At 51.7% G+C, this 22,665-nt stretch carries 23 protein-coding genes and 1 pseudogene; 15 read left to right on the top strand and 9 right to left on the bottom strand.

Annotated elements, in window-relative coordinates; translation table 11 throughout:
• Positions 1–137: 137 nt before the first annotated feature.
• Entirely contained in the window at positions 138–1,766 is a 1,629-nt protein-coding gene (locus BZK42_RS00400; protein WP_080858516.1) for an ABC transporter substrate-binding protein, read from the bottom strand.
• A gap of 270 nt (positions 1,767–2,036) precedes the next feature.
• On the opposite strand from BZK42_RS00400, the gene yccA reads away from it, so the two are divergent.
• Entirely contained in the window at positions 2,037–2,696 is a 660-nt protein-coding gene (gene yccA / locus BZK42_RS00395; RefSeq protein WP_080858515.1) for an FtsH protease modulator YccA, read from the top strand.
• A gap of 56 nt (positions 2,697–2,752) precedes the next feature.
• Here yccA and BZK42_RS00390 read toward each other — a convergent pair whose 3' ends face one another.
• Positions 2,753–3,229: a hypothetical protein gene (locus tag BZK42_RS00390; protein ID WP_019076424.1), complete on the bottom strand. Its 477-nt coding sequence runs from the start codon at positions 3,227–3,229 to the stop codon at positions 2,753–2,755.
• Positions 3,226–3,981: a winged helix-turn-helix domain-containing protein gene (locus BZK42_RS00385; protein WP_049042089.1), complete on the bottom strand. Its 756-nt coding sequence runs from the start codon at positions 3,979–3,981 to the stop codon at positions 3,226–3,228. The genes BZK42_RS00390 and BZK42_RS00385 overlap by 4 nt, the downstream gene beginning before the upstream one ends.
• A 308-nt stretch (positions 3,982–4,289) precedes the next feature.
• Here BZK42_RS00385 and BZK42_RS00380 point away from each other — a divergent pair, with 308 nt between their 5' ends.
• The 6 genes from BZK42_RS00380 (at position 4,290) to tusE (ending at position 10,524) form a co-directional block, all read left to right on the top strand.
• Entirely contained in the window at positions 4,290–5,033 is a 744-nt protein-coding gene (locus BZK42_RS00380) for a fimbrial protein (RefSeq protein WP_047359363.1), read from the top strand.
• Positions 5,034–5,107: 74 nt separating this feature from the next.
• On the top strand, positions 5,108–5,614 hold the full coding sequence (locus BZK42_RS00375; RefSeq protein ID WP_016152497.1) for a CS1 type fimbrial major subunit: 507 nt from the start codon (positions 5,108–5,110) through the stop codon (positions 5,612–5,614).
• Between the two features lie 72 nt (positions 5,615–5,686).
• Positions 5,687–8,404, top strand: a complete 2,718-nt coding sequence (locus BZK42_RS00370; RefSeq protein ID WP_080858514.1) for a TcfC E-set like domain-containing protein — start codon at positions 5,687–5,689, stop codon at positions 8,402–8,404.
• Position 8,405: 1 nt separating this feature from the next.
• A complete protein-coding gene (locus tag BZK42_RS00365; protein ID WP_080858513.1) occupies positions 8,406–9,563 on the top strand; it encodes a CblD like pilus biogenesis initiator family protein in 1,158 nt (385 codons plus the stop codon).
• Positions 9,564–9,573: 10 nt separating this feature from the next.
• On the top strand, positions 9,574–10,125 hold the full coding sequence (locus BZK42_RS00360) for a LuxR C-terminal-related transcriptional regulator (RefSeq protein WP_016156140.1): 552 nt from the start codon (positions 9,574–9,576) through the stop codon (positions 10,123–10,125).
• Between the two features lie 69 nt (positions 10,126–10,194).
• Positions 10,195–10,524, top strand: coding sequence for a sulfurtransferase TusE (gene tusE / locus BZK42_RS00355; protein WP_016152493.1), 330 nt, complete (start codon positions 10,195–10,197; stop codon positions 10,522–10,524).
• Here the strand turns inward: tusE and yccX are convergent.
• On the bottom strand, positions 10,521–10,802 hold the full coding sequence (yccX, locus tag BZK42_RS00350; RefSeq protein ID WP_016152492.1) for an acylphosphatase: 282 nt from the start codon (positions 10,800–10,802) through the stop codon (positions 10,521–10,523). The two genes, tusE and yccX, sit on opposite strands and share 4 nt — an antisense overlap.
• A 34-nt stretch (positions 10,803–10,836) precedes the next feature.
• A pseudogene (locus tag BZK42_RS29140) lies at positions 10,837–10,983 on the bottom strand (AraC family transcriptional regulator); the annotation flags it as partial.
• A 113-nt stretch (positions 10,984–11,096) separates the two neighbouring features.
• On the opposite strand from BZK42_RS29140, the gene rlmI reads away from it, so the two are divergent.
• Together rlmI and hspQ are read left to right on the top strand one after the other, a co-directional pair.
• Entirely contained in the window at positions 11,097–12,308 is a 1,212-nt protein-coding gene (rlmI, locus tag BZK42_RS00340; RefSeq protein ID WP_053388962.1) for a 23S rRNA (cytosine(1962)-C(5))-methyltransferase RlmI, read from the top strand.
• Positions 12,309–12,365: 57 nt separating this feature from the next.
• On the top strand, positions 12,366–12,683 hold the full coding sequence (gene hspQ, locus BZK42_RS00335; RefSeq protein WP_016152490.1) for a heat shock protein HspQ: 318 nt from the start codon (positions 12,366–12,368) through the stop codon (positions 12,681–12,683).
• 67 nt (positions 12,684–12,750) lie between these two features.
• On the opposite strand, the gene BZK42_RS00330 is transcribed toward hspQ, so the two are convergent.
• A complete protein-coding gene (locus BZK42_RS00330) occupies positions 12,751–13,164 on the bottom strand; it encodes a CoA-binding protein (protein ID WP_016152489.1) in 414 nt (137 codons plus the stop codon).
• A 171-nt stretch (positions 13,165–13,335) separates the two neighbouring features.
• Between BZK42_RS00330 and csgI the strand changes: the two genes are divergently transcribed.
• Complete coding sequence (gene csgI, locus BZK42_RS00325; RefSeq protein ID WP_019076417.1) at positions 13,336–13,998, top strand: curli synthesis inhibitor; 663 nt, start codon at positions 13,336–13,338, stop codon at positions 13,996–13,998.
• Positions 13,999–14,091: 93 nt separating this feature from the next.
• Complete coding sequence (gene mgsA, locus BZK42_RS00320; RefSeq protein ID WP_016152487.1) at positions 14,092–14,550, top strand: methylglyoxal synthase; 459 nt, start codon at positions 14,092–14,094, stop codon at positions 14,548–14,550.
• Positions 14,551–14,582: 32 nt separating this feature from the next.
• Here mgsA and helD read toward each other — a convergent pair whose 3' ends face one another.
• Positions 14,583–16,637, bottom strand: coding sequence for a DNA helicase IV (gene helD, locus BZK42_RS00315; RefSeq protein ID WP_019076416.1), 2,055 nt, complete (start codon positions 16,635–16,637; stop codon positions 14,583–14,585).
• Between the two features lie 125 nt (positions 16,638–16,762).
• Here helD and BZK42_RS00310 point away from each other — a divergent pair, with 125 nt between their 5' ends.
• Together BZK42_RS00310 and yccS are read left to right on the top strand one after the other, a co-directional pair.
• A complete protein-coding gene (locus tag BZK42_RS00310; protein ID WP_016152485.1) occupies positions 16,763–17,209 on the top strand; it encodes a YccF domain-containing protein in 447 nt (148 codons plus the stop codon).
• Positions 17,210–17,227: 18 nt separating this feature from the next.
• Positions 17,228–19,381 carry a YccS family putative transporter gene (yccS, locus tag BZK42_RS00305; protein ID WP_016152484.1) on the top strand — a complete coding sequence of 718 codons (2,154 nt, stop codon included), beginning with the start codon at positions 17,228–17,230 and terminating at the stop codon, positions 19,379–19,381.
• On the opposite strand, the gene BZK42_RS00300 is transcribed toward yccS, so the two are convergent.
• A complete protein-coding gene (locus BZK42_RS00300; protein ID WP_016152483.1) occupies positions 19,359–19,973 on the bottom strand; it encodes a TfoX/Sxy family DNA transformation protein in 615 nt (204 codons plus the stop codon). The two genes, yccS and BZK42_RS00300, sit on opposite strands and share 23 nt — an antisense overlap.
• A gap of 216 nt (positions 19,974–20,189) precedes the next feature.
• Between BZK42_RS00300 and sulA the strand changes: the two genes are divergently transcribed.
• On the top strand, positions 20,190–20,699 hold the full coding sequence (gene sulA, locus BZK42_RS00295) for an SOS-induced cell division inhibitor SulA (protein WP_019076414.1): 510 nt from the start codon (positions 20,190–20,192) through the stop codon (positions 20,697–20,699).
• 357 nt (positions 20,700–21,056) lie between these two features.
• Positions 21,057–22,115 (top strand): porin OmpA, encoded by a 1,059-nt coding sequence (gene ompA, locus BZK42_RS00290; RefSeq protein WP_046275731.1) that lies wholly within the window; start codon positions 21,057–21,059, stop codon positions 22,113–22,115.
• Positions 22,116–22,212: 97 nt separating this feature from the next.
• On the opposite strand, the gene matP is transcribed toward ompA, so the two are convergent.
• On the bottom strand, positions 22,213–22,665 hold the full coding sequence (gene matP / locus BZK42_RS00285) for a macrodomain Ter protein MatP (protein WP_016152480.1): 453 nt from the start codon (positions 22,663–22,665) through the stop codon (positions 22,213–22,215).

The following is a 22,665-nucleotide window of genomic DNA, read 5'->3' as shown; positions in this document are numbered from 1 at the left end:
GGCGCACTATAAACATCCCGAACGGACCTGTAAAGCACCAATGCGTTCGTTTGCCTGAAAAACAGCCAAAATATTGTTAATCGACTGAAATAACAACAGATTGACCGTTTATTCAGCACAAATACTGGCTACAGCGCTTAATGTTTTTTGATGAACATATCTTTGGTGTAGTAATTTCCCCGGTTATCTGGCGCAAATCCTCCCACCCACGGCTTCACAAGATGCGTGCGGACATAGTGGTAAACCGGAATCGCTGGCACATCCTCTCCTAAAAGGTCTTCAGCCTGCTGGTAGTATTTGCCTCGCTCCTCCAGCGAAGATGCTTTCGCCGCCTTGCGCATCGCGTCATCAAAAGCGGGATTGCTGTACCTGGTGGTATTCTCGCTATCGCCGGTACGGAAAATATTGAGGAAACTTGAGGCATCATCATAATCGGCGATCCATGCGTAGCGCACGACGTCAAAATTACCGGTGTGCATGGTATCCAGCATGGTTTTCCATTCCTGATTTTGCAGCTTGGCTTCAACGCCGAGGTTTTTCTTCCACATTGACGATGCGGCAATGGCAATACGCTGGTGCGTTTCGAAAGTGTTATAGAGCAGATTTAGGCTAAGCGGATGCTCAGGGCCAAAACCAGCTTCAGCCAGCAGTTTCTTAGCTTCGGCAATGCGTTTTTCGAGCGGCCACGCCGCATATTCCGGCGCATGCAGTTGCACTCCCCCTATTTCCGGCTGGCTGATAACCCACGCCGCGCGTTGCCCCTGCCCCATCACCTTTTGTGCGATGATGTCTTTATCTAACGCCATATTCAGCGCCCGGCGCACGCGCGGGTCATTAAACGGCGCTCGAGTCGTATTGAACTGATAGTAATAGGTTGAAAGCTGAGGTGAGACATGGAGTTCATCGCCCATCGTCTTTTTCAACTGCGCGAACTGATTGACCGGGACGCTATACACAATGTCGATTTCGCCGGCCTTATAGCGGTTAACGTCTGCGGACTCTGAACTGATGGGCAAATAAGTGACCTTATCAATGACGGTGTGCCGATCGTCCCAATAATGCGGGTTACGCACGGCAACGATGCGCTCATTGACTACCCACTGCGATAACTTGTACGCCCCGCTGCAGACAAAATGTTCTGGCCGGGTCCACTTATCACCAAAGCGGCCGATCAGCACTTTATCCAGCGGAACCAGTGACGGGTGCGCCAGCATCGCCAGAAACGCCGCCGTTGGTTGCGTCAGGGTAATTTCCAGCGTGCTATCATCCAGGGCTTTAACCCCGATAGAGGCGGGATCTTTTTTCCCTTGGGCAATATCGAGGGCGTTTGCTACATGCATATTGCCCAGATACGAGGAATAAGGTGAAGCTGTTTGCGGTGAGACCAGACGCTGCCAGCTCCAGACGACATCCTGTGCGGTAATGGCAGACCCATCTGACCAGGTTATGCCCGGACGTAAATGAAAGGTCCAGACGGTGTTGTCTTTGTTCTCCCAGGACGCGGCCAGCCGGGGTTCGATAGACCCATCCGACTTTACCGCCACCAGTCCGTCGAACATATCGCTGATTAAATTAAATTCAACGTTGCTTTCGACTTTATGCGGATCCAGCGACGCTGGCTCACTGCCATTGTTTCTGACCAGTTCCTGTTTTTCTGCAAGTATTGTTCCTGCGGGAACATTTGCCGCCATCGCCACGCCGTTGATAGACATCAAACAGACAGCCAACAGCGTAAACGTCAATATCTTCGATTTATGTTGAATCATTCCCTTTACCTTATTGCTCTGTTTTATGTAGACACCGCTGTCACTGTCAGAGAGAAACAGGAATAACGCAATATTTTTCAGTTACCTGCCAGATATCTAACAGGCATTTTTACACATATAGTGCTAACATCTGATTCGGGAGCTTTTGTTGAAATAATATGCTTAAGCCTGGCGGGTTAAAATGCGTAAAGATGGGTAAAACCGCTGTGTCATTCCCCTTGATTTCATTATCCTCCATCATTAATTACATCTGTCATAAGAGAGTGACTCATGGATCGTATTATTAGTTCTTCACGCGATCGTACATCGCTACTCAGCACGCATAAGGTGCTGCGCAATACCTATTTCCTGCTCAGCCTGACGCTGGCGTTTTCGGCGCTCACTGCGACTGCCAGTACCATACTGATGTTGCCCTCTCCGGGGCTTATCCTGACGCTGGTGGGTATGTATGGTCTGATGTTCCTGACCTATAAAACGGCGGATAAACCGGTTGGTATTCTGTCAGCTTTCGCTTTCACCGGCTTCCTGGGCTACATTCTGGGACCGATCCTGAACACATACCTGTCTGCGGGCATGGGTGATGTTATCGCCATGGCTTTGGGCGGTACGGCGCTGGTCTTCTTCAGTTGCTCAGCCTACGTGCTGACCACGCGGAAAGACATGTCCTTCCTCGGCGGTATGCTGATGGCAGGGATCGTGGTGGTGCTGATTGGTATGGTTGCGAATATCTTCCTGCAGTTGCCGGCTTTACATCTGGCGATCAGCGCGGTGTTTATTCTGATTTCTTCAGGCGCAATCCTGTTTGAAACCAGTAATATCATCCGTGGCGGTGAAACCAACTACATCCGTGCCACCGTCAGCCTGTACGTTTCGCTGTACAACATCTTCGTCAGCCTGCTGAGCATTCTGGGCTTCGCCAGCCGCGATTAAGCAGCATCACTGATACGAAAAAAGAGAATGCCAATGGCATTCTCTTTTTTTATACCTTATTGACCCCGGCAGATATAGGTAGGATAGCGCCGGTCCTGAATAAGCCACACAGCAGGTGAAAGTTCAGAGATCGTCAGGTAGTAGCGTGAGGTCGGATAGGCGAAACTCCCCCATTGGGCATTCGGCGTATTGTCATTGTGGCGAAGCCAGGTTTTGGTGTAGGTCAATACAATGACGTTGTCATCGTCCCGCTGCTCCCACGTAAAGTCTACATCCCTGTCAACGATAAAATTTTGCCCGCCAGCTCTTGCCGCACCTTTATAGGTGGTCAACCCTGTACCGTCCCGATGAAAATAGAACTGAGCAAGGGCATTTACCTTCACCTCACTTGCTTTCCCTTCATTGCGCGTAAAGTTAAATTCTGTGCTGCAGGCCAGCACATCGCTTTTTCCCGTCGCGCCGCAATAGTAAAATAGCGCCAGCGCGCCGCCGACCAGGGCTCCGCCCAGTCCAAAAAGAAGCCTTATTTTCATTTTCCAGCCCCGTTTTTATAGCGAATGGTCTTGCACAGACGTGTTTTATTGACCGGGCAGGCCCCGATAAACAGTTCATCAGCAGTTGCAAGCGAAAAACGGGCGCTGAAAAAATAAATAGCATACTCCTCGCGCTCGCAAGCCACGTCATTGGCCTCCAGTCGCTCTGCTAATTTTGATAGCACTAACGGCCGTCCATGATCTTCGATAACCCAGATACTACAACGCGCGATTTTTTCCTGGACCGGCTTTAATTTCGCCGGAACAGTTATCTCCTGCGGGCGGCTAACGTAAAAGATCGCTCCCAACGGCACGGCAATCAATGCCCCTATTCTGAACCACTTTTTCAGGGATACTCGCCGGGGCAGAACGTCTTGTTGCGCTGAGGGGGGGTGCGGATCAACGGCTTGAATTTTCTCTCCAGGCTGAAAAATCACATCAGCATCAAAACGGAAACCATAGCGCGGGACAGTGACGATCAATTCGTGCCCCTCTCCCAGAGACTGGAAGCTTTTACGCAGTTCGCTTACCGCTTTATTGAGATTATTTCCTGATGGCGTAAAGCCAAATTCTTCCCACACGCGAGCGATCAATTCCTCCCGGCTTAAGTCGCGTCCTCGGTGTTTAATGAATTCCTGTAAAAGACGAACGGCTGGCGCCGAAAGTGTTAATACAGACTCGGGTTGTCCAACAAGACTTATTGCATGTGCTTCAGGATCAAATAACAACGAATTATTGCATATAAAAAACATCTTTTATTCTCGGCTGTTACCGCATGCTTTTTATTCCCTGGTACGTCGATATGAAAACCGCCCCCTGACCTGCTTATTTTTTCATCAGAAGGAATTTTCCTCCCATCCTTGGCCGCGGTATTTTCGCTTAACTATACAACCTTAAAGCCAGAAAAGCAGGATAAAAAACTGTATATAACGAGTTAACTAATACAAATTTTCACAAATCGCTGTTCTGGTTAAAGTTTCCCTGCCCTGAAGCGATACGAAAGCAGACGGTGTCCTGGTGTTAACGCGCCGCCTTTAAACTCAGAGCAGGCAGACTGATTGTGAAACAGAAAAAAAGAGTGAGCATGACAACCGCCTTTTATGTCGCCGCGCTGTCATTGCCATTTTTCTCAGAAATGACAATGGCCAATATGAGCGTGTATCCCATGGAGCTGAATGTAGACAGATCCGGTGCGGCGCAAATTAAGGTGGCTTCAAAAACGGATGATATTCAGTTCATTCGGGTGAGGCAAAAGAAAATTCTTAATCCCGGAACAGCCCAGGAAAAAGAAATTGACGTCGCTTCGTGGAAAGAAGGTGGCGTGGTGGTTACGCCCGAGAAATTTGCTCTGGCTGCAGGAGCGATGCGCGTTGTTCGTCTGGTATCGCTTATACCTCCGAAAAAAGAGACCACCTGGCGTGTCTATTTTGAAGGGGTAAAACAACCTGACAGCATTATTCCAGGCAAGGCAGAAACCCCTGCAGCAATGGCGACATTAGGTGTCAATGTGATCTGGGGCGCACTGGTCCACATTGCTCCAGAAGAAAACGTAATTTCACTGTCGATTGACCCTCGCCGGGGAACGTTAAAAAACAACGGCACATTGCGTGTGCCGCTCAGAGAGATTGGTATTTGTGATGCTGTTTCATCGTGTAAATGGATAAAAGAAGACGCGACGATTTATCCGGACACTGAACGGAAATTAAAAACGCTCACTATGAAACAGGGTCAGAAATATAAGTTCCGCTACTTCAACTGGGTGAATAAAACCGCTGAAGAAGCTGATTTACCCGTCGTGCAATAACACGACGGCACAGTAAAAACCCACGTAGTTTGTTTAAAGAGCCAAGGTGCTCATTTGTAAATATGGAGATATCAATGCGTAACTATATTAAACCTCTGATGATTGTTGCCGCGATGGCCTCGTCCTTTAGCGCGCTGGCGATTCAAAAAGATATTACCGTCAACGCCAGCGTTGACTCACAGTTGGATATGACTCAGGCCGATAACACGCCACTGCCGGCCAGCATCGACATGCAGTACCTGCCAGGTCGTGGGCTGGAAAGCTACCGTCTGAACACCAAGGTGTGGTCTAACTCCGCCACCAGCAATGTCAAAGTGCGCCTCGTTAGCGCAGCTAAGCTCACCAATATGGATGGCGACGAGACTGTACCGATGACGGTGATTCTGGGTGATAAAACACTGTCTACCACCGATGCCGAATTTACCGGAACTGAACTGTTCCCAGGCAGCATTGAAAACGGTTCAGCGGTACTGCCACTGACCATTTCTCAGACCACCAAAGGCATTCTGAAAACCGGTCAGTACAGCGGCGTTGTCAGCCTGATGCTGACGCAGGCGACGACCACGGAAGGCGGTGCGTAACACCACAGTACATAAGGGATAACGTCAGAGGGTGCCCACCCTCTGACGTCAGGATGATGTCGAGGCTTGGTCATGGCGTTTCACAGAAATACTCTCCTCTTAGTTGCTTTATTACCCGCATCCATCCAACTCGCCTGCGCCGAGATGGCCGTCCCGGCAGGTTTCGAAGATCTGGCGAAAACGCAGCGTCTGTGGATAGAGGTTAACCTCTATGGCGAATCGCTTGGCCTTTTTGAAACGGATATCACACTTGAATCGGTAAGTTTTGTCGCACCCGAAACCGTGGTCGCGGCTATCAAACGTCAGTTTAATGACGCTCCTGCCCTCGTTGCCACCGTGTCCGCAGCTCTCGCCGTTCCACTTGCCCGTAACGGCAACCTGGCGTGCAGCAGCAATGGCTCCGCAACGGGATGTGATTACATTGATACCCATCGTGCGGCCATTATCTATGATGAGAATAACGCGCGCATTAGTCTGTTTTTGGACAAGAAATTTCTGCCTAAACAGACCACAGAAAACCAGTGGTATCAGTCTACGCAGGGCACTGAGAATGCGTTGATCCATCAACAGAATATCAATTTTGTTGCCGACAGGGATTACCAGTCAGCCACCGTTCAGGGCAATGGCGCGTTGGCCATGACGCAGGACGGCTACTTTAATCTCGACTGGACCTGGCTGGGGCAGCGTTCAAGGCATCAGCAGCAACAAGAAATAACCGTCAACAATGCCTGGTTTCGCCAGGATATCTGGCGTCAGTACTATATTCAGTTAGGCGAGATGGATACCCGCGATCTGTTCAGTAATGCTGGTGGGAATATCAACCTCAGCCAACTGCCGCTGGGCAAAATTCGCGGCCTGCGCACAGGCTCGACAAGGGCATGGATCAATCCGGTTCAGCAGTCAAAGGGTACCCCCATCACCGTGCTGCTTTCCCATGATGCGCGTATTGACGCCCGCCGGGGCAATCAGCTGCTGGCCAGTTTTTATCTCAATGCCGGGGCTCAGACCCTGGACACGCGATCGTTCCCCGATGGGAGCTATACCGTGACGCTGTCCGTCTATGAAAATAACCGGCTGACACGTACCGAGCAGATACCGTTTACCCGCACCGGTATTACGCCGTTTGACCGCGTCGAGTGGTTCCTGCAGGCGGGCGAAACCGACAATAACAATCAAAACGATGAACGTAGCGCGGTCGCACAGGCGGGTGTCCGCCTGCCTGTCACTCCAACGCTGGCACTCACCAGTGGCGCAGCGATAAAGAAAAACCAACGTTTTCTGGAAAATGCACTCGACTGGAGTCGTGGTTTCAATGCGGGTCCGATCGATGGCGTACTCTCGACCCGGTTTAGCTACCTTTACGGCAGCGAAGGACAACGCGGCAATATTCAGCAAATCAGCTATAACGACGGCTTTTCACTGAGCTTCTATCGCAACGCGTTATCAGCGGAAAACTGCAATACCCGAAGCGCGGGATATGACGCCGTAAATGGCTGTTATCGAAGCCTGTCGGTGATGTTCTCCATCCCTGTCGGCACCTGGTACGCCAGCCTGGGATATTCGGATAACCGCAACGAAGGACGGTACGTTTCTCGTCGGGAACTCCCGGACAGTGACGATCGCCACGATGCAGGCTTGCCCTGGGAGTCGGTTTATATGACCCGCTCACGCACTCGGGCCTGGCAGGGTGGCTTGAGTACGGCTTTCAGCACGCGCGGTCTGAACATCAACAGCAGTATTAACCTTTTCATGCGTAACGATGACTCGCGCGAAGGTAGGGATAAAGGCGGCTACCTGAGCGTGAGTCTGTCAATGGCGCATAACCGTCAGGGCAATGCGACAAGCTATACCTCTCTGGGCGCGACATGGCAGCACCAGCAGCATGATAAAAACCAGCTGAGCTATAACGTGGCGCACAGCTGGTATGCCGACGCACGTGGTGAAAATGAGTATGGACTGAGCGCATCAGGTATTAACAGCGATTCACTCAATACCTCTGCCTACACGCGCCAGGGCGGACGATATGGCAACGGGAGCCTGACAGTCAGCGATGCCTGGGATCGTCAGGATCGGCGCCATACCCTGAGCAGCAGCGGCAATTACAACTCCACGCTTGCGCTGTCGCGCACTGGTCTGTGGCTGGGCCGTTGGAGCGACGGACGTCCTGCTTCAGCCATCGCGGTTAACGTTGCCACACCGGAAGATTCCCAGGATCCGAGCATTGCCGTGTCGCTGGATAACGGCGGCAGTGCAGACATTCCAGGCAATAGCCGCGCCCTCTTCGCCGTGCCGGGCTATCAGCAGACTACGTTGACGATTAACGAATCGCTGGATGTCTCGCGGGGTGCCAGCAGTGAAATCACACAAGGTTCAGGCAGCAGAACGTTATTTATGGTGCCAGGCAAACTGCTCCGCCGGGACGTGCAAACCACGGCAAGCTACACCTGGCTCGGCCAGTTAACTGACGAGCAACATTCGCCGTTTATCGGCGGCGTGCCACTGAACGTTAACGGCTGGAGCGACCTTGGCAACGGCGGGTTTAGCGCTCAAAGCGACGCTCTGCTGCATAACCTCTACCTGGTGCGTCAGCAGCAGTTTTATCAGTGCGAGCTGAATGTAAAGACTATGCGCGACGTCGTGCGTTACGTCGGGCCGATCCCTTGCCGGGAATTAACCTTCTCTGCCCTGCCGGATACTGTCCAGCAACAGGCACAGCTGATGCTCGCCGGACGATCGGTACCAACGGGTCCAACTGCCATGAATGCAGACAACGTCACAAAAGGGAAATGATGTGAACAAGCACTTAATTATTTTACTTTTTTTAAGCCTGTGGGCGGGTCAGACTCAGGCAGCGGCCCCTGCCGGAAGAAACACCAGCGTCGATATCAGCTTCGATCGCATGGCCCCCCCCGCGCGCTTTGATATCTGGGTTCATGAACCGAGCGGCTATGATGTCGCCGATCCGCAAAAGTGGGGACGTAATACTCTGACGTGTCTGTCCCGTACCGACTCCACAGTTGGCGCCTGCATGACCGCCCCGGCCTGGTTCACGGCGAACCCGGGGACACCTTATGCCATCAATTTACGTTTTACGCATGCCCTTACCAGCAAAACGGTGGATCTTAAGGTCTATGGCGACCACTACATGTTTTTCAATAATAAAGTCTTTACCTATCCCAGTTTTATCACGGGAGGGACAGAGATTGTTGCAAACTGGACCAGAGAACCCTACTTCGATTTCTATATCGTGAAAAGCGAACTGGAAAAGCTCGCTCTGCCGGGTATCTGGACCGCAACGCTGAGGCAGAATCTGCGTCAATGGGATAGTGGCAATTGCGGCGGGAACTTCGCTGACCCCAATACCGGATGTCCAGGCTATCGCGCCATTGCTAGCTGGCAGGCCACGATGCGCATTGAGGTTGTCGATCCGGGTAATCAGCAGATTTATCTGCCGGCATTTCCGCACTCAACGCCTATCGTTAACCTCAACCTGACCAACTTCCCGGGGCGGCCGGGTGGCAGTGAAATCCAGGGTGAAAACACGCTGGATATGTGCCTGTACGACGGCAAAAACAGTACCAGTACCCGCACTTATCTTCGGTTTGAGGACGACGGACTCCCCTCAACGGACCGTGCTGAAGAGGCATTTTCAATCCGGCGACGCGGCGGAAGTCAGACCGATGCGCGGGATCGTCTCGACTATCAGGTCTTCGTCACTAATCCCGTCACGGGCGCAACCGAAACCGTCGCCAACGGTAAAACCTTAGTCTGGCAAGGCACCAACGATCCGCAGCATCTGCGTCAGGTCGTCCTGCCCGGCGGACGTGAGAGCGTACTGTGCGTACCAGCCCCTATTGTTCTGAAAACCCCAGCGTTTGCAGCCAGCAGTAAAAACGCCGGGGATTACACCGGCACGCTACGCATCATCTACACACCCAGTACGTTATAAAGAGGCCGCCGTGAATTACGTCATTCTTGATAATAATCGTTTTTATGCCGAAGGGTTGCGCTACGCCCTTCTGCGCCGTAACGCTCACACTCAAGTTGAGAGTGGCGCGTTACAGTGGCACCGTTCGCTGTTGGCCTGCGACACCCTCGTTGTGCGTTGCCGCTTTTCCGTCGCGAGGACGCATCTGGCACTGGTCGACATTCTGCTTCAACTGGAGGCCAGGCGCTGGGAGGGAACGGTTTATCTGGTGTGCAATGAAAAAGGCTGGGCACTGGCCACGCATTTACGAAAGCGTTTTGCCACGCTGACCTTACATATCATTGATGACAGAATTGCCGTCGTGGATGCGGCGTATCTGCTTGCTAAAGAGCCCCGTCGGGTACGCAGTCTGAATTGCTGCCTGACTGGCATGGAGTTCAATGTTCTCGACAGGCTGGTTAACGGTCAATCGGTAAAACATGTTGCGCAAATGACGCAGATTAGCGAAAAACAGGTTTCGACGTATAAATGCAACGCGCTGAAGAAGCTTAATGCCAACAATCTGCTACAGCTACTTCTGTAGGTCGAGGTTTCTCACGCCGCCCCTTATTTGCTAAACTAAGGGCGGTTTTTACTTTATCGACAGAGCACTATGTTCATTTTTGCAGGCCATGAAATTGAGACCGATAGCGAAGGCTATCTGAAAGACACCACGCAATGGAGCGAGCCGCTGGCGGAGAAAATCGCCGAAAACGAAGGTATCGTTCTCTCCCCCGAACACTGGGAAGTGGTGCGTTTCGTTCGCGAGTTTTATCTGGAGTTTAATACCTCCCCCGCTATCCGCATGCTGGTAAAAGCGATGGCCAACAAGTTTGGCGAAGAAAAAGGCAACAGCCGTTATCTCTATCGCCTGTTTCCGAAAGGCCCAGCTAAGCAGGCAACTAAAATTGCCGGCCTGCCGAAACCGGTGAAATGTATTTAATAGCGGATACTAAATCCCTTTAGCTCGTCGCCAGGGCGGTGCGGTTCGCTGAGAACCCGATCAACCCTGGCGCTGCGCGGTCCCCCGGCTTTCAACCACTTCATCAGTTGTTCCACCCGCTCGCTTTCACCACAGGCGACAACTTCTACGCTGCCGTCATCCATATTCTTCGCATAGCCGGTCAACCCCAGCCGTTGCGCTTCATGCTGGGTGGTGTAGCGAAATCCCACCCCCTGAACCCGGCCATAGACCCAGGCGATGATGCAGACTTTCGACATTGCGGTTCTCCTTATCAACATAAATGAAAGAACAGGTACCGATGGACAGATGACCGGCAATCTCCTGATCTGTCCATAGATTAGCAGGGGATAACAGAATAAGTTGTCGCACCTGTTCAGTGAGATTAAACCGTCGCTCGATAAGCAGAGGCCCCGCCATACCATCATGCAGTAGCGCCAGACGCTGATGATTGACCTCATCATCTGTGCTACTCTACGCGCCATTTTATTTTAATGGTTTCAGGTTGGTACTTTCATCCAACCCGCGTCACTGTTTGTGAGAGGTTGCTCCGCATGACTGAATCTACAATTCCACATTATCCTCGTTTAGTGTTAGCCAAGGGGCGCGAAAAATCATTACTTCGCCGCCATCCATGGGTATTTTCCGGTGCTGTCGCACGTATGGAAGGTAAAGCCAACCTCGGTGAAACCGTTGATATTGTTGACCACCAGGGGAAATGGTTAGCGCGCGGTGCGTTTTCTCCTGCGTCGCAGATCCGTGCGCGCGTCTGGACCTTCGATAAGTCTGAATCCATCGACATTGATTTCTTTACCCGTCGTCTGCAGAAGGCGCAGACATGGCGTGACTGGCTGGCGAAAAAGGACGGTCTGGACAGCTACCGTCTGATCGCCGGAGAATCCGACGGCCTGCCAGGTGTCACTATTGACCGCTTCGGCAACTTCCTCGTATTGCAGTTGCTCAGCGCGGGTGCTGAATACCAACGCGCCGCGCTGATTAATGCTCTGCAAATTGTTTTCCCGGACTGCGCTATTTATGACCGTAGCGATGTAGCCGTGCGTAAAAAAGAAGGTATGGCGCTGACCCAAGGGCCCGTCACGGGCGAATTGCCGCCTGCTCTGCTGCCTATCGAAGAGCACGGTATGAAGCTGCTGGTTGATATTCAGCACGGTCACAAAACCGGCTATTACCTCGATCAACGCGATAGCCGCCTGGCGACGCGTCGTTATGTGGAAAACCAGCGTGTCCTGAACTGTTTCTCCTATACCGGCGGCTTTGCGGTCTCAGCATTAATGGGCGGATGCCGTCAGGTGGTCAGCGTCGACACCTCTCAGGAAGCACTCGATATTGCCCGCCAGAACGTGGAACTGAACAAGCTGGATCTGAGTAAAGCCGAGTTCGTGCGAGATGATGTGTTCAAACTGCTGCGCGCCTATCGCGATCGCGGTGAGAAATTTGATGTCATCGTGATGGATCCGCCGAAATTTGTCGAAAATAAAAGCCAGTTGATGGGCGCCTGCCGCGGTTATAAGGACATCAATATGCTGGCTATTCAGTTGCTGAACCCAGGCGGCGTACTGCTGACATTTTCCTGCTCCGGGCTGATGACGACCGATTTATTTCAGAAAATCATCGCTGATGCCGCAATAGATGCTGGTCGTGATGTACAATTTATAGAGCAGTTCCGTCAGGCCGCCGATCATCCGGTGATCGCTACCTACCCGGAAGGGCTGTATCTGAAAGGGTTTGCCTGTCGCATCATGTAACTTGAAAAGTGGAATATTACCCTTACATAGAGGGTATCTATTTCCCGGGAGGTGACTATGATTGCCAGCAAATTCGGTATCGGCCAGCAGGTCCGCCATTCCCTGTTAGGTTACCTCGGAGTGGTCGTGGATATCGACCCGGAATATTCGCTTGATGAGCCGTCAGCCGATGAGTTGGCGGTTAACAGCGAACTTCGCGCCGCTCCCTGGTATCACGTGGTGATGGAAGACGATAATGGTCTGCCAGTGCATACGTATCTGGCCGAAGCGCAACTGAGTAGCGAGCTACAGGAAGAACATCCGGAGCAACCGTCAATGGATGAACTGGCGCGCACAATCCGTAAACAGCTTCAGGCTCCGCGCCTGCGTAATTGATACTAATACAGGCCCGATGGCGCTTCGCTTATCGGGCCTGTGCGTTTCATCCGGCGACAGTCAAACTTTACTTCGCCAGTCCCAGTCGCGGGATCTCAATCGCCGGGCAACGATCCATCACCACCGTCAGCCCCGCATCACGCGCCAGCACGGCCGCCTGCTCGTTAATTACGCCAAGCTGCATCCATAGCGTCTTCGCGCCAATGGCGATAGCCTCCTGAGCGACGCCCCACGCCGCTTCAGAATTACGGAAGACATCGACCATATCCACTTTCTCTGGCACATCCGCCAGCGTTGCATAGCCCTGCTGCCCCAGCAGCATTTTCCCGGCAACCTTCGGTGAAACGGGAATAACGTGATAGCCCTGGTCGAGTAAATACTTCATCACGCGATAGCTTGGGCGATCGGGTTTATCGCTTGCGCCAACCAGTGCAATCGTGCGGGTAGATGTCAAAATGCCAGCAATATCGGTCTCTTTCATCGTTTTCCTCCAGGCTGTTTAACAAAGTGTACGACAAACCTGGCCCCGCAACCATTCATCCCATACTGGCGTATGAGAGCTAAACTCAAAAATATGTCTATATGTTAGTAAACGTGATTATCGAAAAATTTAGATACATGTTTGCAGCTATTTTCTGGACAGGAGAAACCTATGAAAGCCGGCATTGTGACAGCCTTAATTGCCCTGTGTTTGCCGGTAACCGTTTTTGCTACCTCATTACGCCTGTCTAATGATATTGACCTTTTGGTGCTGGACGGAAAAAAAGTTTCCAGCTCATTACTGCGTGGCGCCGACAGTATCGAGCTGGAAAATGGTCGCCACCAGCTCGTATTTCGCGTAGAAAAAACCATTCGCTTGTCCAGCCACGAAGAACGTCTGTATATTTCGCCTCCGCTGGTCATCAGCTTTGATACGCAACTCGTCAGCCAGGTTAATTTCCACCTCCCGCGTCTGAACAATGAGCGGGATACAGCGCATTTTGATGACGTTCCACGTGTGGAATTGCTGGATGGGGACTCCATGCCTATCCCCGTCAAGCTGGATATTCTGTCAATCACATCCACAGCGAAAATAGTGAATTATGAAATGGAAACTGAACGCTATAACAAAGCGGCTAAACATGCGTCATTACCGCAGTTTGCTACGATGATGGCCGATGACAGCTCGCTGCTTTCCGGGGTATCTGAACTGGATCGCGTGCCGCCTCAGTCGCAAACGCTAACCGAACAGCGCTTAAAATATTGGTACCAACAGGCAGACGCACAAACGCGAAGTAACTTTTTGCAATGGGCTCAGAAACAGCCTCCTTCATGACATTTATGTTCGCATACGCATTTTTTTTGTCTTTCTCTTGCAGCGTCAAGAGCTTCCAGTACTCTGTAACCAGGTTAACTTGGGAGCTGTACTATGGAATTAACAACTCGCACATTGCCAGCGCGTAAGCATATTGCGCTGGTTGCACACGATCACTGTAAAAAGATGTTGATGAGCTGGGTGGAACGCCACCAGCCGTTGCTGGAAAAGCACGTTCTGTACGCCACAGGAACAACGGGAAACTTAATCCAACGCGCAACGGGAATGGACGTCAACGCCATGCTGAGCGGTCCGATGGGGGGTGACCAGCAGGTGGGTGCGCTGATTTCAGAAGGGAAAATTGATGTGCTGATTTTCTTCTGGGATCCGCTGAACGCCGTACCTCACGATCCTGATGTCAAAGCCCTGCTGCGTCTGGCGACGGTATGGAACATTCCGGTTGCCACCAACGTGTCGACCGCCGATTTTATTATCCAGTCGCCAAACTTCAACGATGCAACGGACATCTTGATCCCAGATTACGCCCGCTATCTGGCAGAGCGCCTCAAATAAACGCAGGGCAGGCGGCAATTGCCGCCTGCTATTCAGGGTTTTCTTGCTACCGGAACATCCAGTTGTTTAAGCTCATCCACAAAGCACGACGGTGTTTCTTTATTAAACAGCAGCCATACCCGATGCCGTGCACGCGTTAGAGCCACATACAGCAAGCGTCTCTCTTCAGCATCCGGGAAATCCTCCACCGCCGGAAGCAACGCCTCTTCCATAATCGACTCGCGGGCCGGGGCGGGAAAACCGTCATTCCCATCATGAAGCCCCACAACAATAACGTAATCTGCCTGCTGTCCCTTACTGGCATGGATAGTCATGAAATCCAGCTGTAGCTTAGGCCAACGGGTAGCTGCTTTCTCCAGACTGGCTGGTTTCAGGTGATGGTATCGCGCCAGCACCAGAATTCTCTCTTCTGCCTTCACAAATCCCGACAGCTTATCCAGTAGCAGATCCAACTGGCTTTCATCGAGCAACGTGACGGCTTTTTTATCGCCTGCCATCAGACTGTTGAGCGGTTTCGTAAGCTGATGAGGGTTTTGCTGGATAAACTGGTTTGCGACTTCACCAATGCGGCTATTAAAACGGTAAGTCGTATCCAGATTACAACGGTCGCCCTCGCCGAAGTTTTGCTGGAATGCGGTGGTCAACGAAAGCTGTGCTCCGCTGAACCGGTAAATTGCCTGCCAGTCATCCCCTACGGCGAACAGCGTAGTGTGTGAGTTTTGCTTGCGCAGTGCGGCTAACAGGGCGGCACGCTGAGGAGAAATGTCCTGAAATTCGTCGACCAGAATGTGTTTCCACGGACTGATAAACCGGCCTTTTTCCAGAATGACAATGGCCTGATGAATCAACCCGGAAAAATCGACGGCATTCTCATCCTTCAGGGCGCCCTTCCAGGCCTTGAGCAGGGGAGACATCAGCTTAATGCGTTTACTGAACAGATCGCGAATCTCCTCCGGAGCATTGGCGATCATCTCCGCCTGCGCTCCGCCATGCATACGCATCAGGCTAACCCAACGATCCAGCCGGGAAGCCAGCCGGCGCTGTAATTTTTCGTCATCCCAGAAGTTACCTTCGGGTACAGACCACTGCATCTCTTCTTCTAACCATTGCCGCCAGCCTTTGGCCTGTGCCTTTTTCTCACTGCACTGTTGACGCCAGGTCGTGATAAAAAGTTTGCTACGCGCGGCAACATCATTTTCCAGCTTGCTAACCGTCGGGACTTTTTTGCTCCCCTGCGAAATAATGTGCAACGCCAGTGAATGAAACGTCCTCGCAGTGATCTCTTCCGTATGCAGACGTTCACGGATGCGATCGTCCATCTCCTGGGCCGCTTTGCGTCCAAACGCCAGCAGCAGGATTTGTTCCGCCGCCGCTTCCCCTCGCGCAAGTAGCCAGCCCGCACGGGCGACCAATACGGATGTTTTGCCGCTTCCGGCCCCCGCAAGAACCAGTAATGATTGTTCGCCGTTCACCACCGCCCGCGCCTGGGCCGGATTCAGCGGCGAGGACTCAATTTGCTGGAAAAAATCGGCATGTTCTTCCAGCATGGCATCGGTATACGCCTGGTTGTGCTGCAAGCGACAAGCTTCAATGTCCTTCAACCATGCCTGGCATTGACGTAACGCCTCACGGCAATTTTCAAATTCTTCCAGCCGGTTGATCGGGAGCGGCAATGCGGCAAAGGCGCGGCGGATCTGCTGCTGTAGCCCTGACGTCTGCTCGCGCGTCAGCCATTTATTCTCACTGGTGCGGGTGGCGATCGCCTCCAACTGCTGCTGTAAAACTCCCGCAGCGACGTCGCTCATTTCCTGACTCCACTGCTGCCAGAGCGAATTCAAATGGTGATGGAAGCGCTGGGTTTCAGCCCATTCTGTGCCGTGAAGACGAACCACCTTATCATCCGGGAGCACAAACTCCAGCTCACCCCATACCAGGCCGCGTTTACAATGAATAGCCAGTAACTGATTGAAGGGAATAAGATACTCGTGACGATCGCCGGAAACCTTAATCCCGGCATTGAGAATAACGGCCCGATCGTAAGGGTGTTGTGCCAGACGTTTTCCAAGAGAAGTTGCTTTCAGTTCCATAAGACTCAAGCGGATCCACACGAAGAGGTTTGCTTATCAGTGTAACCGCCAGAGAAAACGTGCTCCAGCCCAAAAAAACGTTACAATTGCCGAATTCACAGAAAACCAGAGTTAACCGAGGGTTTATGCGTACTGTTCTGAATATTTTAAATTTTGTGCTCGGGGGATTCGCCACCACCTTAGCCTGGTTACTGGCTACGCTGGTCAGTATTGTGCTGATTTTTACTCTCCCCCTGACCCGCTCATGCTGGGAAATTACCCGACTCTCGCTGTTTCCCTACGGTAACGAAGCGATTCATGTCGATGAGCTTAATCCAGCGGGCAAAAACGTCCTGTTGAATACCGGAGGCACCGTGCTCAATATTTTCTGGCTGATTTTCTTCGGCTGGTGGTTGTGCCTGATGCACATTGTCTCCGGTATTGCCCAGTGCATTACGATTATTGGTATCCCGGTTGGCATTGCGAATTTCAAAATCGCGGCGATTGCACTGTGGCCGGTGGGTCGCCGGGTAGTGTCAGTTGAAGTTGCTCGCGCAGCGCGTGAAGCCAACGCGCGTCGTCGCTTCGAATAATCAGGACCGATGGCCTTTATGTTAAGTCCTCTGCTCAAACGCTATACCTGGAACAGCACCTGGCTGTACTACGTGCGGATTTTTATCGCGCTTTGCGGCACAACAGCGCTGCCCTGGTGGCTGGGTGACGTTAAGCTGACCATCCCGCTCACGCTGGGTATGGTCGCTGCCGCGCTTACTGACCTGGACGATCGTCTTGCAGGCCGCCTGCGCAATTTGATCATCACGCTGGTGTGCTTTTTCATTGCCTCGGCCTCGGTCGAACTGCTCTTCCCATGGCCATGGCTGTTTGCCCTTGGGTTAACGCTTTCCACCAGCGGCTTTATACTGCTGGGGGGATTAGGGCAGCGCTATGCAACCATCGCCTTTGGCGCGTTGCTGATCGCCATTTACACGATGCTCGGCACCTCGCTTTACGATCAGTGGTATCAGCAACCGATCCTGCTGCTCGCGGGCGCCATTTGGTACAACCTGTTAACCCTGACCGGACATCTTCTGTTCCCTATTCGCCCGTTGCAGGACAATCTGGCGCGTAGCTATGAACAGTTAGCGCACTATCTGGAACTGAAATCGCGTCTTTTTGATCCCGACATAGAAGATGAAAGCCAGGCGCCGTTGTATGATTTGGCTCTTGCGAATGGGCAACTGATGGCGACCCTAAACCAGACAAAGGTGTCACTGCTGACCCGCCTGCGCGGCGACCGCGGACAGCGAGGAACACGTCGCACGCTACATTACTATTTTGTGGCGCAGGATATTCACGAACGCGCAAGCTCCTCGCATATTCAGTACCAAACGCTTCGCGACCATTTCCGCCACAGCGACGTGATGTTCCGCTTCCAGCGCCTGATGTCGATGCAGGGGCAAGCGTGTTCGCAACTGTCTCGCTGTATTTTATTACGCACGCCTTATCAGCACGATCCGCACTTTGAGCGCGTCTTCACCCATATTGATGCTGCACTTGAGCGCATGCGCGCGAGTGGTGAGCCTGCCGACCTGCTCAACACGTTGGGATTTTTGCTGTCAAACCTGCGGGCCATTGATGCCCAGTTGGCTACCATTGAGTCTGAACAGGCTCAGGTACTTTCGCGCAATGAGTCTGAAAATCAGCTTGCCGATGACAGCCCGCATGGGTTCAGTGATATCTGGTTGCGTCTGAGCCGTAACTTCACGCCTGAGTCCGCCCTGTTTCGTCATGCTGTTCGCATGTCGCTGGTGCTATGCGTCGGCTATGCCATTATCCAGATAACCGGAATGAACCACGGGTACTGGATCCTGTTGACCAGTCTGTTTGTCTGCCAGCCAAACTACAACGCCACCCGACATCGTCTGGCACTAAGGATTATCGGCACATTAGTCGGGATCGCCATTGGGTTACCGATCCTGTGGTTTGTACCTTCTCTCGAAGGGCAATTGATCCTTCTGGTGATCACCGGCGTGTTGTTTTTTGCCTTTCGTAACGTCCAGTACGCGCATGCCACCATGTTTATCACGCTGCTGGTGCTGTTGTGCTTTAACCTGCTCGGTGAAGGTTTTGAAGTTGCACTTCCGCGCGTCATCGATACGTTGATCGGCTGTGCCATCGCCTGGGCTGCTGTCAGCTTTATCTGGCCAGACTGGCGTTTTCGGAATCTGCCGCGAGTGATTGAACGGGCCACTGACGCTAACTGTCGTTATCTTGATGCTATTCTCGAACAATATCATCAGGGGCGTGATAATCGTCTGGCATACCGTATCGCCCGCCGTGACGCGCACAATCGTGATGCGGAACTTGCTTCGGTGGTGTCGAACATGTCGAGTGAACCGGATGTCACGGCCCAAACACGCGAAACGGCGTTCCGCTTGCTGTGTCTTAACCATACGTTTACCAGCTATATTTCCGCCCTCGGCGCACATCGCGAGCAGTTAACCAATCCTGACGTTCTGGCATTGCTGGATGATGCCGTCTGCTATGTAGATGATGCGCTTCACCATCAACCTGCTGATGAGCAGCGCGTATACCAGGCGCTGGAAGATCTGAAGCAGCGAATTCAGCATCTCGAGCCACGTCCGGACAGTAAAGAGCCGCTGGTCGTACAGCAAGTTGGGTTACTGATTGCCCTGCTCCCGGAGATTCGGCGATTACAGCAACAAATTGCTGTGCTGCCATCTAATACCCCGGTTCCGGCGTAAGAGAACTCACCCACTCCACCAGCTCCTGGCGACGCGTCGCCGGGAGCGCGGCTTCATGCACCCCGTCAACCGCTCCTTCAAGGGCATAGAGTATTTTTACCGTTAAGGCAGGGTTATTTTGCCGAAGTTTCAACCAGCACATCTGAGCTCCCAACGATCGCAATGTCCCCTCATCCTTAATTCCTGCTTCATTTAGCAAGGTCTCCAGATGAAACGTCATATTCGGTAATTCCCGCAGGCGATGTTGTGCAAAGCGACTCTGTTTTTCCTTAACGGCTGCATCGAGTGAAAATTGTGATAGCGACACTAACTGCTGCTGGTTCTGCCACAGGGTATCGTTCACCTGGTAATAATTGAGTACAACCGGACGTCCGCGCTTGATAAATGTTAGCCAGACAGGAGAATTTTTTACACAGTACTGGGCGCTCTGCTCACAGGCGCGAAGATATAACTCACCGCTGGCTACCATGGCAAAGACCGTATCACCAACCGTCAGACTATAGCCGCCAAACAGTGAGCGGTAGTGAATTGTTCCCAGAGAAGCCAGATATTCTTGTGATTTATAGATTCTTGCATAAGACTTTTCTTTCATAAAAATCCTTTTAAATCATAACGTAAGCAAATAATTTGCAGTAGCAGATCCGTTAATGACGAAAATAGGCAACTTATGCGTATGGGGCAAGATGAATTTTATTTTTCCCGTGATGATGACTAAAAATTGCGAACCTGTTTCCGAAAATAAGGTTGATCTTTATTGATGGCAGGGTTACTGTATATCCATACAGTAACTCACAGGGCTGGATTGATTATGTACACTTCAGGTTATGCAAATCGTTCTTCGTCGTTCTCTTCCGCATCGAGCAGCATTGCGCGCGTTTCAGCAGAGAACGCTACCGCTGGGCTTATCAGTGAAGTGGTCTATCGCGAGGACCAGCCCATGATGACGCAGCTCCTGCTGCTTCCCCTGCTGCAACAATTAGGGCAACAATCACGCTGGCAGCTGTGGCTGACGCCTCAGCAAAAATTAAGCCGTGAGTGGGTGCAGTCAGCCGGGCTTCCATTGACCAAAGTCATGCAAATCAGCCAGCTCTCCCCCTGCAATACGCTGGAATCGATGGTTCGTGCGCTGCGCACGGGTAACTACAGCGTCGTCATCGGCTGGTTGACAGAAGAATTAACCGAAGATGAACATGCCGAGCTGGTAAAAGCGGCAGATGAAGGTAATGCGATGGGGTTTATCATGCGTCCTGTTCGCGCTCAGTCACTTGCGGGGAGACAGCATTCCGGGCTAAAAATTCACTCGAATTTGTATCATTGAGTAAAATTAGGATTTATCCTGGAATTTTTTTTCATGTTTTAATTTGCCATTGAGCTGTAACGCGTTTTCCGGCTGAGGGCCTGTCTGAAGCGGTTTTCAGGAAATCTTCAGTACATTTATTCATCTATAAATGTTAAATATTGTGTATACAAGCCTTTTTTTTTCATATGCCTGACGGACTTCACACTTGTAAGTTTTCAACTACGTTGTAGACTTTACATCGCCAGGGGTGCTCGGCATAAGCCGCAGATATCGGTAGAGTAACTATTGAACTGGTCCCCGGGTGAAGGATTTAACCGTGTTATCTCTCTTCGGAGATATTCATGGCGAATTTTGGATGATAACGAGGCGCAAAAAATGAAAAAGACAGCTATCGCAATTGCAGTGGCACTGGCTGGTTTCGCTACCGTGGCGCAGGCCGCTCCGAAAGATAACACCTGGTACACTGGTGCTAAACTGGGCTGGTCTCAGTACCATGATATTGGTAACAACCAGATCAACAACGCTGGTCCTACCCACGAAAGCCAACTGGGTGCTGGTGCGTTCGGTGGTTATCAGGTTAACCCGTACGTTGGTTTTGAAATGGGTTACGACTGGTTAGGTCGTATGCCGTACAAAGGCTACACCGACGCTACCCATCAAAACGGCGCTTTCAAAGCTCAGGGCGTTCAGCTGACCGCTAAACTGGGTTACCCAATCACTGACGATCTGGACGTTTATACCCGTCTGGGTGGTATGGTTTGGCGTGCAGACGCTAAAAACAACGAAGGCTTCAAAGACCACGACACTGGTGTTTCCCCAGTATTCGCTGGTGGCGTAGAGTATGCAATTACTCCTGAAATCGCTACCCGTCTGGAATACCAGTGGACCAACAACATCGGTGACGCGAACACCGTTGGCGGTCGTCCGGATAACGGTCTGTTGAGCGTTGGTGTTTCCTACCGTTTCGGTCAGCAGGAAGAAGCAGCTCCAGTAGTTGCTGCTCCGGCTCCGGCTCCGGAAGTACAGACCAAACACTTCACTCTGAAGTCTGACGTTCTGTTCAACTTCAACAAAGCAACTCTGAAACCAGAAGGCCAGCAGGCTCTGGATCAGATGTACAGCCAGCTGAGCAACCTGGATCCGAAAGACGGTTCCGTAGTGGTTCTGGGCTTCACTGACCGCATCGGTTCTGACGCTTACAACCAGGGTCTGTCCGAGAAACGTGCTCAGTCCGTTGTTGATTACCTGATCTCTAAAGGTATTCCTTCTGACAAAATCTCTGCACGTGGCATGGGCGAATCCAACCCAGTTACTGGCAACACTTGTGACAACGTGAAAGCTCGCGCTGCACTGATCGACTGCCTGGCTCCGGATCGTCGTGTTGAGATCGAAGTTAAAGGTATCAAAGACGTTGTAACTCAGCCTCAGGCTTAAGTTATCGTCTTATGAAAAAACCCCGCTTTGCGGGGTTTTTTTTCACTTTTTATCAATCAAAGCAGGCCTGTACACAACACATTTAGCCATTCTGTGGTTATTCTTTTCCCAGCAGCGCCTGTAAATCCTGCTTCAAGGTCGACATTTTATTCGCGTACTTCTCTTTATGCTCTGCGTCTTCAATCAGTTGCACAATGGTTTCAGAAAGCGTTTTGCCGCGCCGCTGCGCAAGCCCCGCTAAGCGCTGCCAGACCATAAATTCCAGATCGATAGATTTCTTTCGCGTATGCTGATGCTCCGCGTTAAAGTGCCGCTTACGCCTCGCCCGTATGGTTTGTTTCATACGATTTAGCAGCGCAGAGTTCATGTGTTCTTCAATCCAGGTATTGACCCGAACCGGTTCATTTTCGAGGGTTAGCAACAAATCAACGGCTTCTTCGGCAGCGCTGGCCTCTACGTAACGGGTGATTAATTCCCCCTCACGATGCTTCTTCACCAGATACTTCCATTTCCAGCCGCTTTCAAGGTTTTCAAGTTGTTGATATTTCAT

It is taken from the genome of Citrobacter braakii, assembly GCF_002075345.1.
GTDB classification, from domain to species: domain Bacteria; phylum Pseudomonadota; class Gammaproteobacteria; order Enterobacterales; family Enterobacteriaceae; genus Citrobacter; species Citrobacter braakii.
Note: the sequence above shows the minus strand (reverse complement) of the source record. Positions and strands in the feature narration are given on the sequence as shown.

Coding starts and splice junctions, on each gene's coding strand:
- BZK42_RS00400 (WP_080858516.1), bottom strand. CDS start 1,766: ATGATTCAACATAAATCGAAGATATTGACGTTTACGCTGTTGGCTGTC.
- yccA (WP_080858515.1), top strand. CDS start 2,037: ATGGATCGTATTATTAGTTCTTCACGCGATCGTACATCGCTACTCAGC.
- BZK42_RS00390 (WP_019076424.1), bottom strand. CDS start 3,229: ATGAAAATAAGGCTTCTTTTTGGACTGGGCGGAGCCCTGGTCGGCGGC.
- BZK42_RS00385 (WP_049042089.1), bottom strand. CDS start 3,981: ATGTTTTTTATATGCAATAATTCGTTGTTATTTGATCCTGAAGCACAT.
- BZK42_RS00375 (WP_016152497.1), top strand. CDS start 5,108: ATGCGTAACTATATTAAACCTCTGATGATTGTTGCCGCGATGGCCTCG.
- BZK42_RS00370 (WP_080858514.1), top strand. CDS start 5,687: ATGGCGTTTCACAGAAATACTCTCCTCTTAGTTGCTTTATTACCCGCA.
- tusE (WP_016152493.1), top strand. CDS start 10,195: ATGTTCATTTTTGCAGGCCATGAAATTGAGACCGATAGCGAAGGCTAT.
- yccX (WP_016152492.1), bottom strand. CDS start 10,802: ATGTCGAAAGTCTGCATCATCGCCTGGGTCTATGGCCGGGTTCAGGGG.
- rlmI (WP_053388962.1), top strand. CDS start 11,097: ATGACTGAATCTACAATTCCACATTATCCTCGTTTAGTGTTAGCCAAG.
- hspQ (WP_016152490.1), top strand. CDS start 12,366: ATGATTGCCAGCAAATTCGGTATCGGCCAGCAGGTCCGCCATTCCCTG.
- BZK42_RS00330 (WP_016152489.1), bottom strand. CDS start 13,164: ATGAAAGAGACCGATATTGCTGGCATTTTGACATCTACCCGCACGATT.
- csgI (WP_019076417.1), top strand. CDS start 13,336: ATGAAAGCCGGCATTGTGACAGCCTTAATTGCCCTGTGTTTGCCGGTA.
- mgsA (WP_016152487.1), top strand. CDS start 14,092: ATGGAATTAACAACTCGCACATTGCCAGCGCGTAAGCATATTGCGCTG.
- helD (WP_019076416.1), bottom strand. CDS start 16,637: ATGGAACTGAAAGCAACTTCTCTTGGAAAACGTCTGGCACAACACCCT.
- BZK42_RS00310 (WP_016152485.1), top strand. CDS start 16,763: ATGCGTACTGTTCTGAATATTTTAAATTTTGTGCTCGGGGGATTCGCC.
- yccS (WP_016152484.1), top strand. CDS start 17,228: ATGTTAAGTCCTCTGCTCAAACGCTATACCTGGAACAGCACCTGGCTG.
- BZK42_RS00300 (WP_016152483.1), bottom strand. CDS start 19,973: ATGAAAGAAAAGTCTTATGCAAGAATCTATAAATCACAAGAATATCTG.
- sulA (WP_019076414.1), top strand. CDS start 20,190: ATGTACACTTCAGGTTATGCAAATCGTTCTTCGTCGTTCTCTTCCGCA.
- ompA (WP_046275731.1), top strand. CDS start 21,057: ATGAAAAAGACAGCTATCGCAATTGCAGTGGCACTGGCTGGTTTCGCT.
- matP (WP_016152480.1), bottom strand. CDS start 22,665: ATGAAATATCAACAACTTGAAAACCTTGAAAGCGGCTGGAAATGGAAG.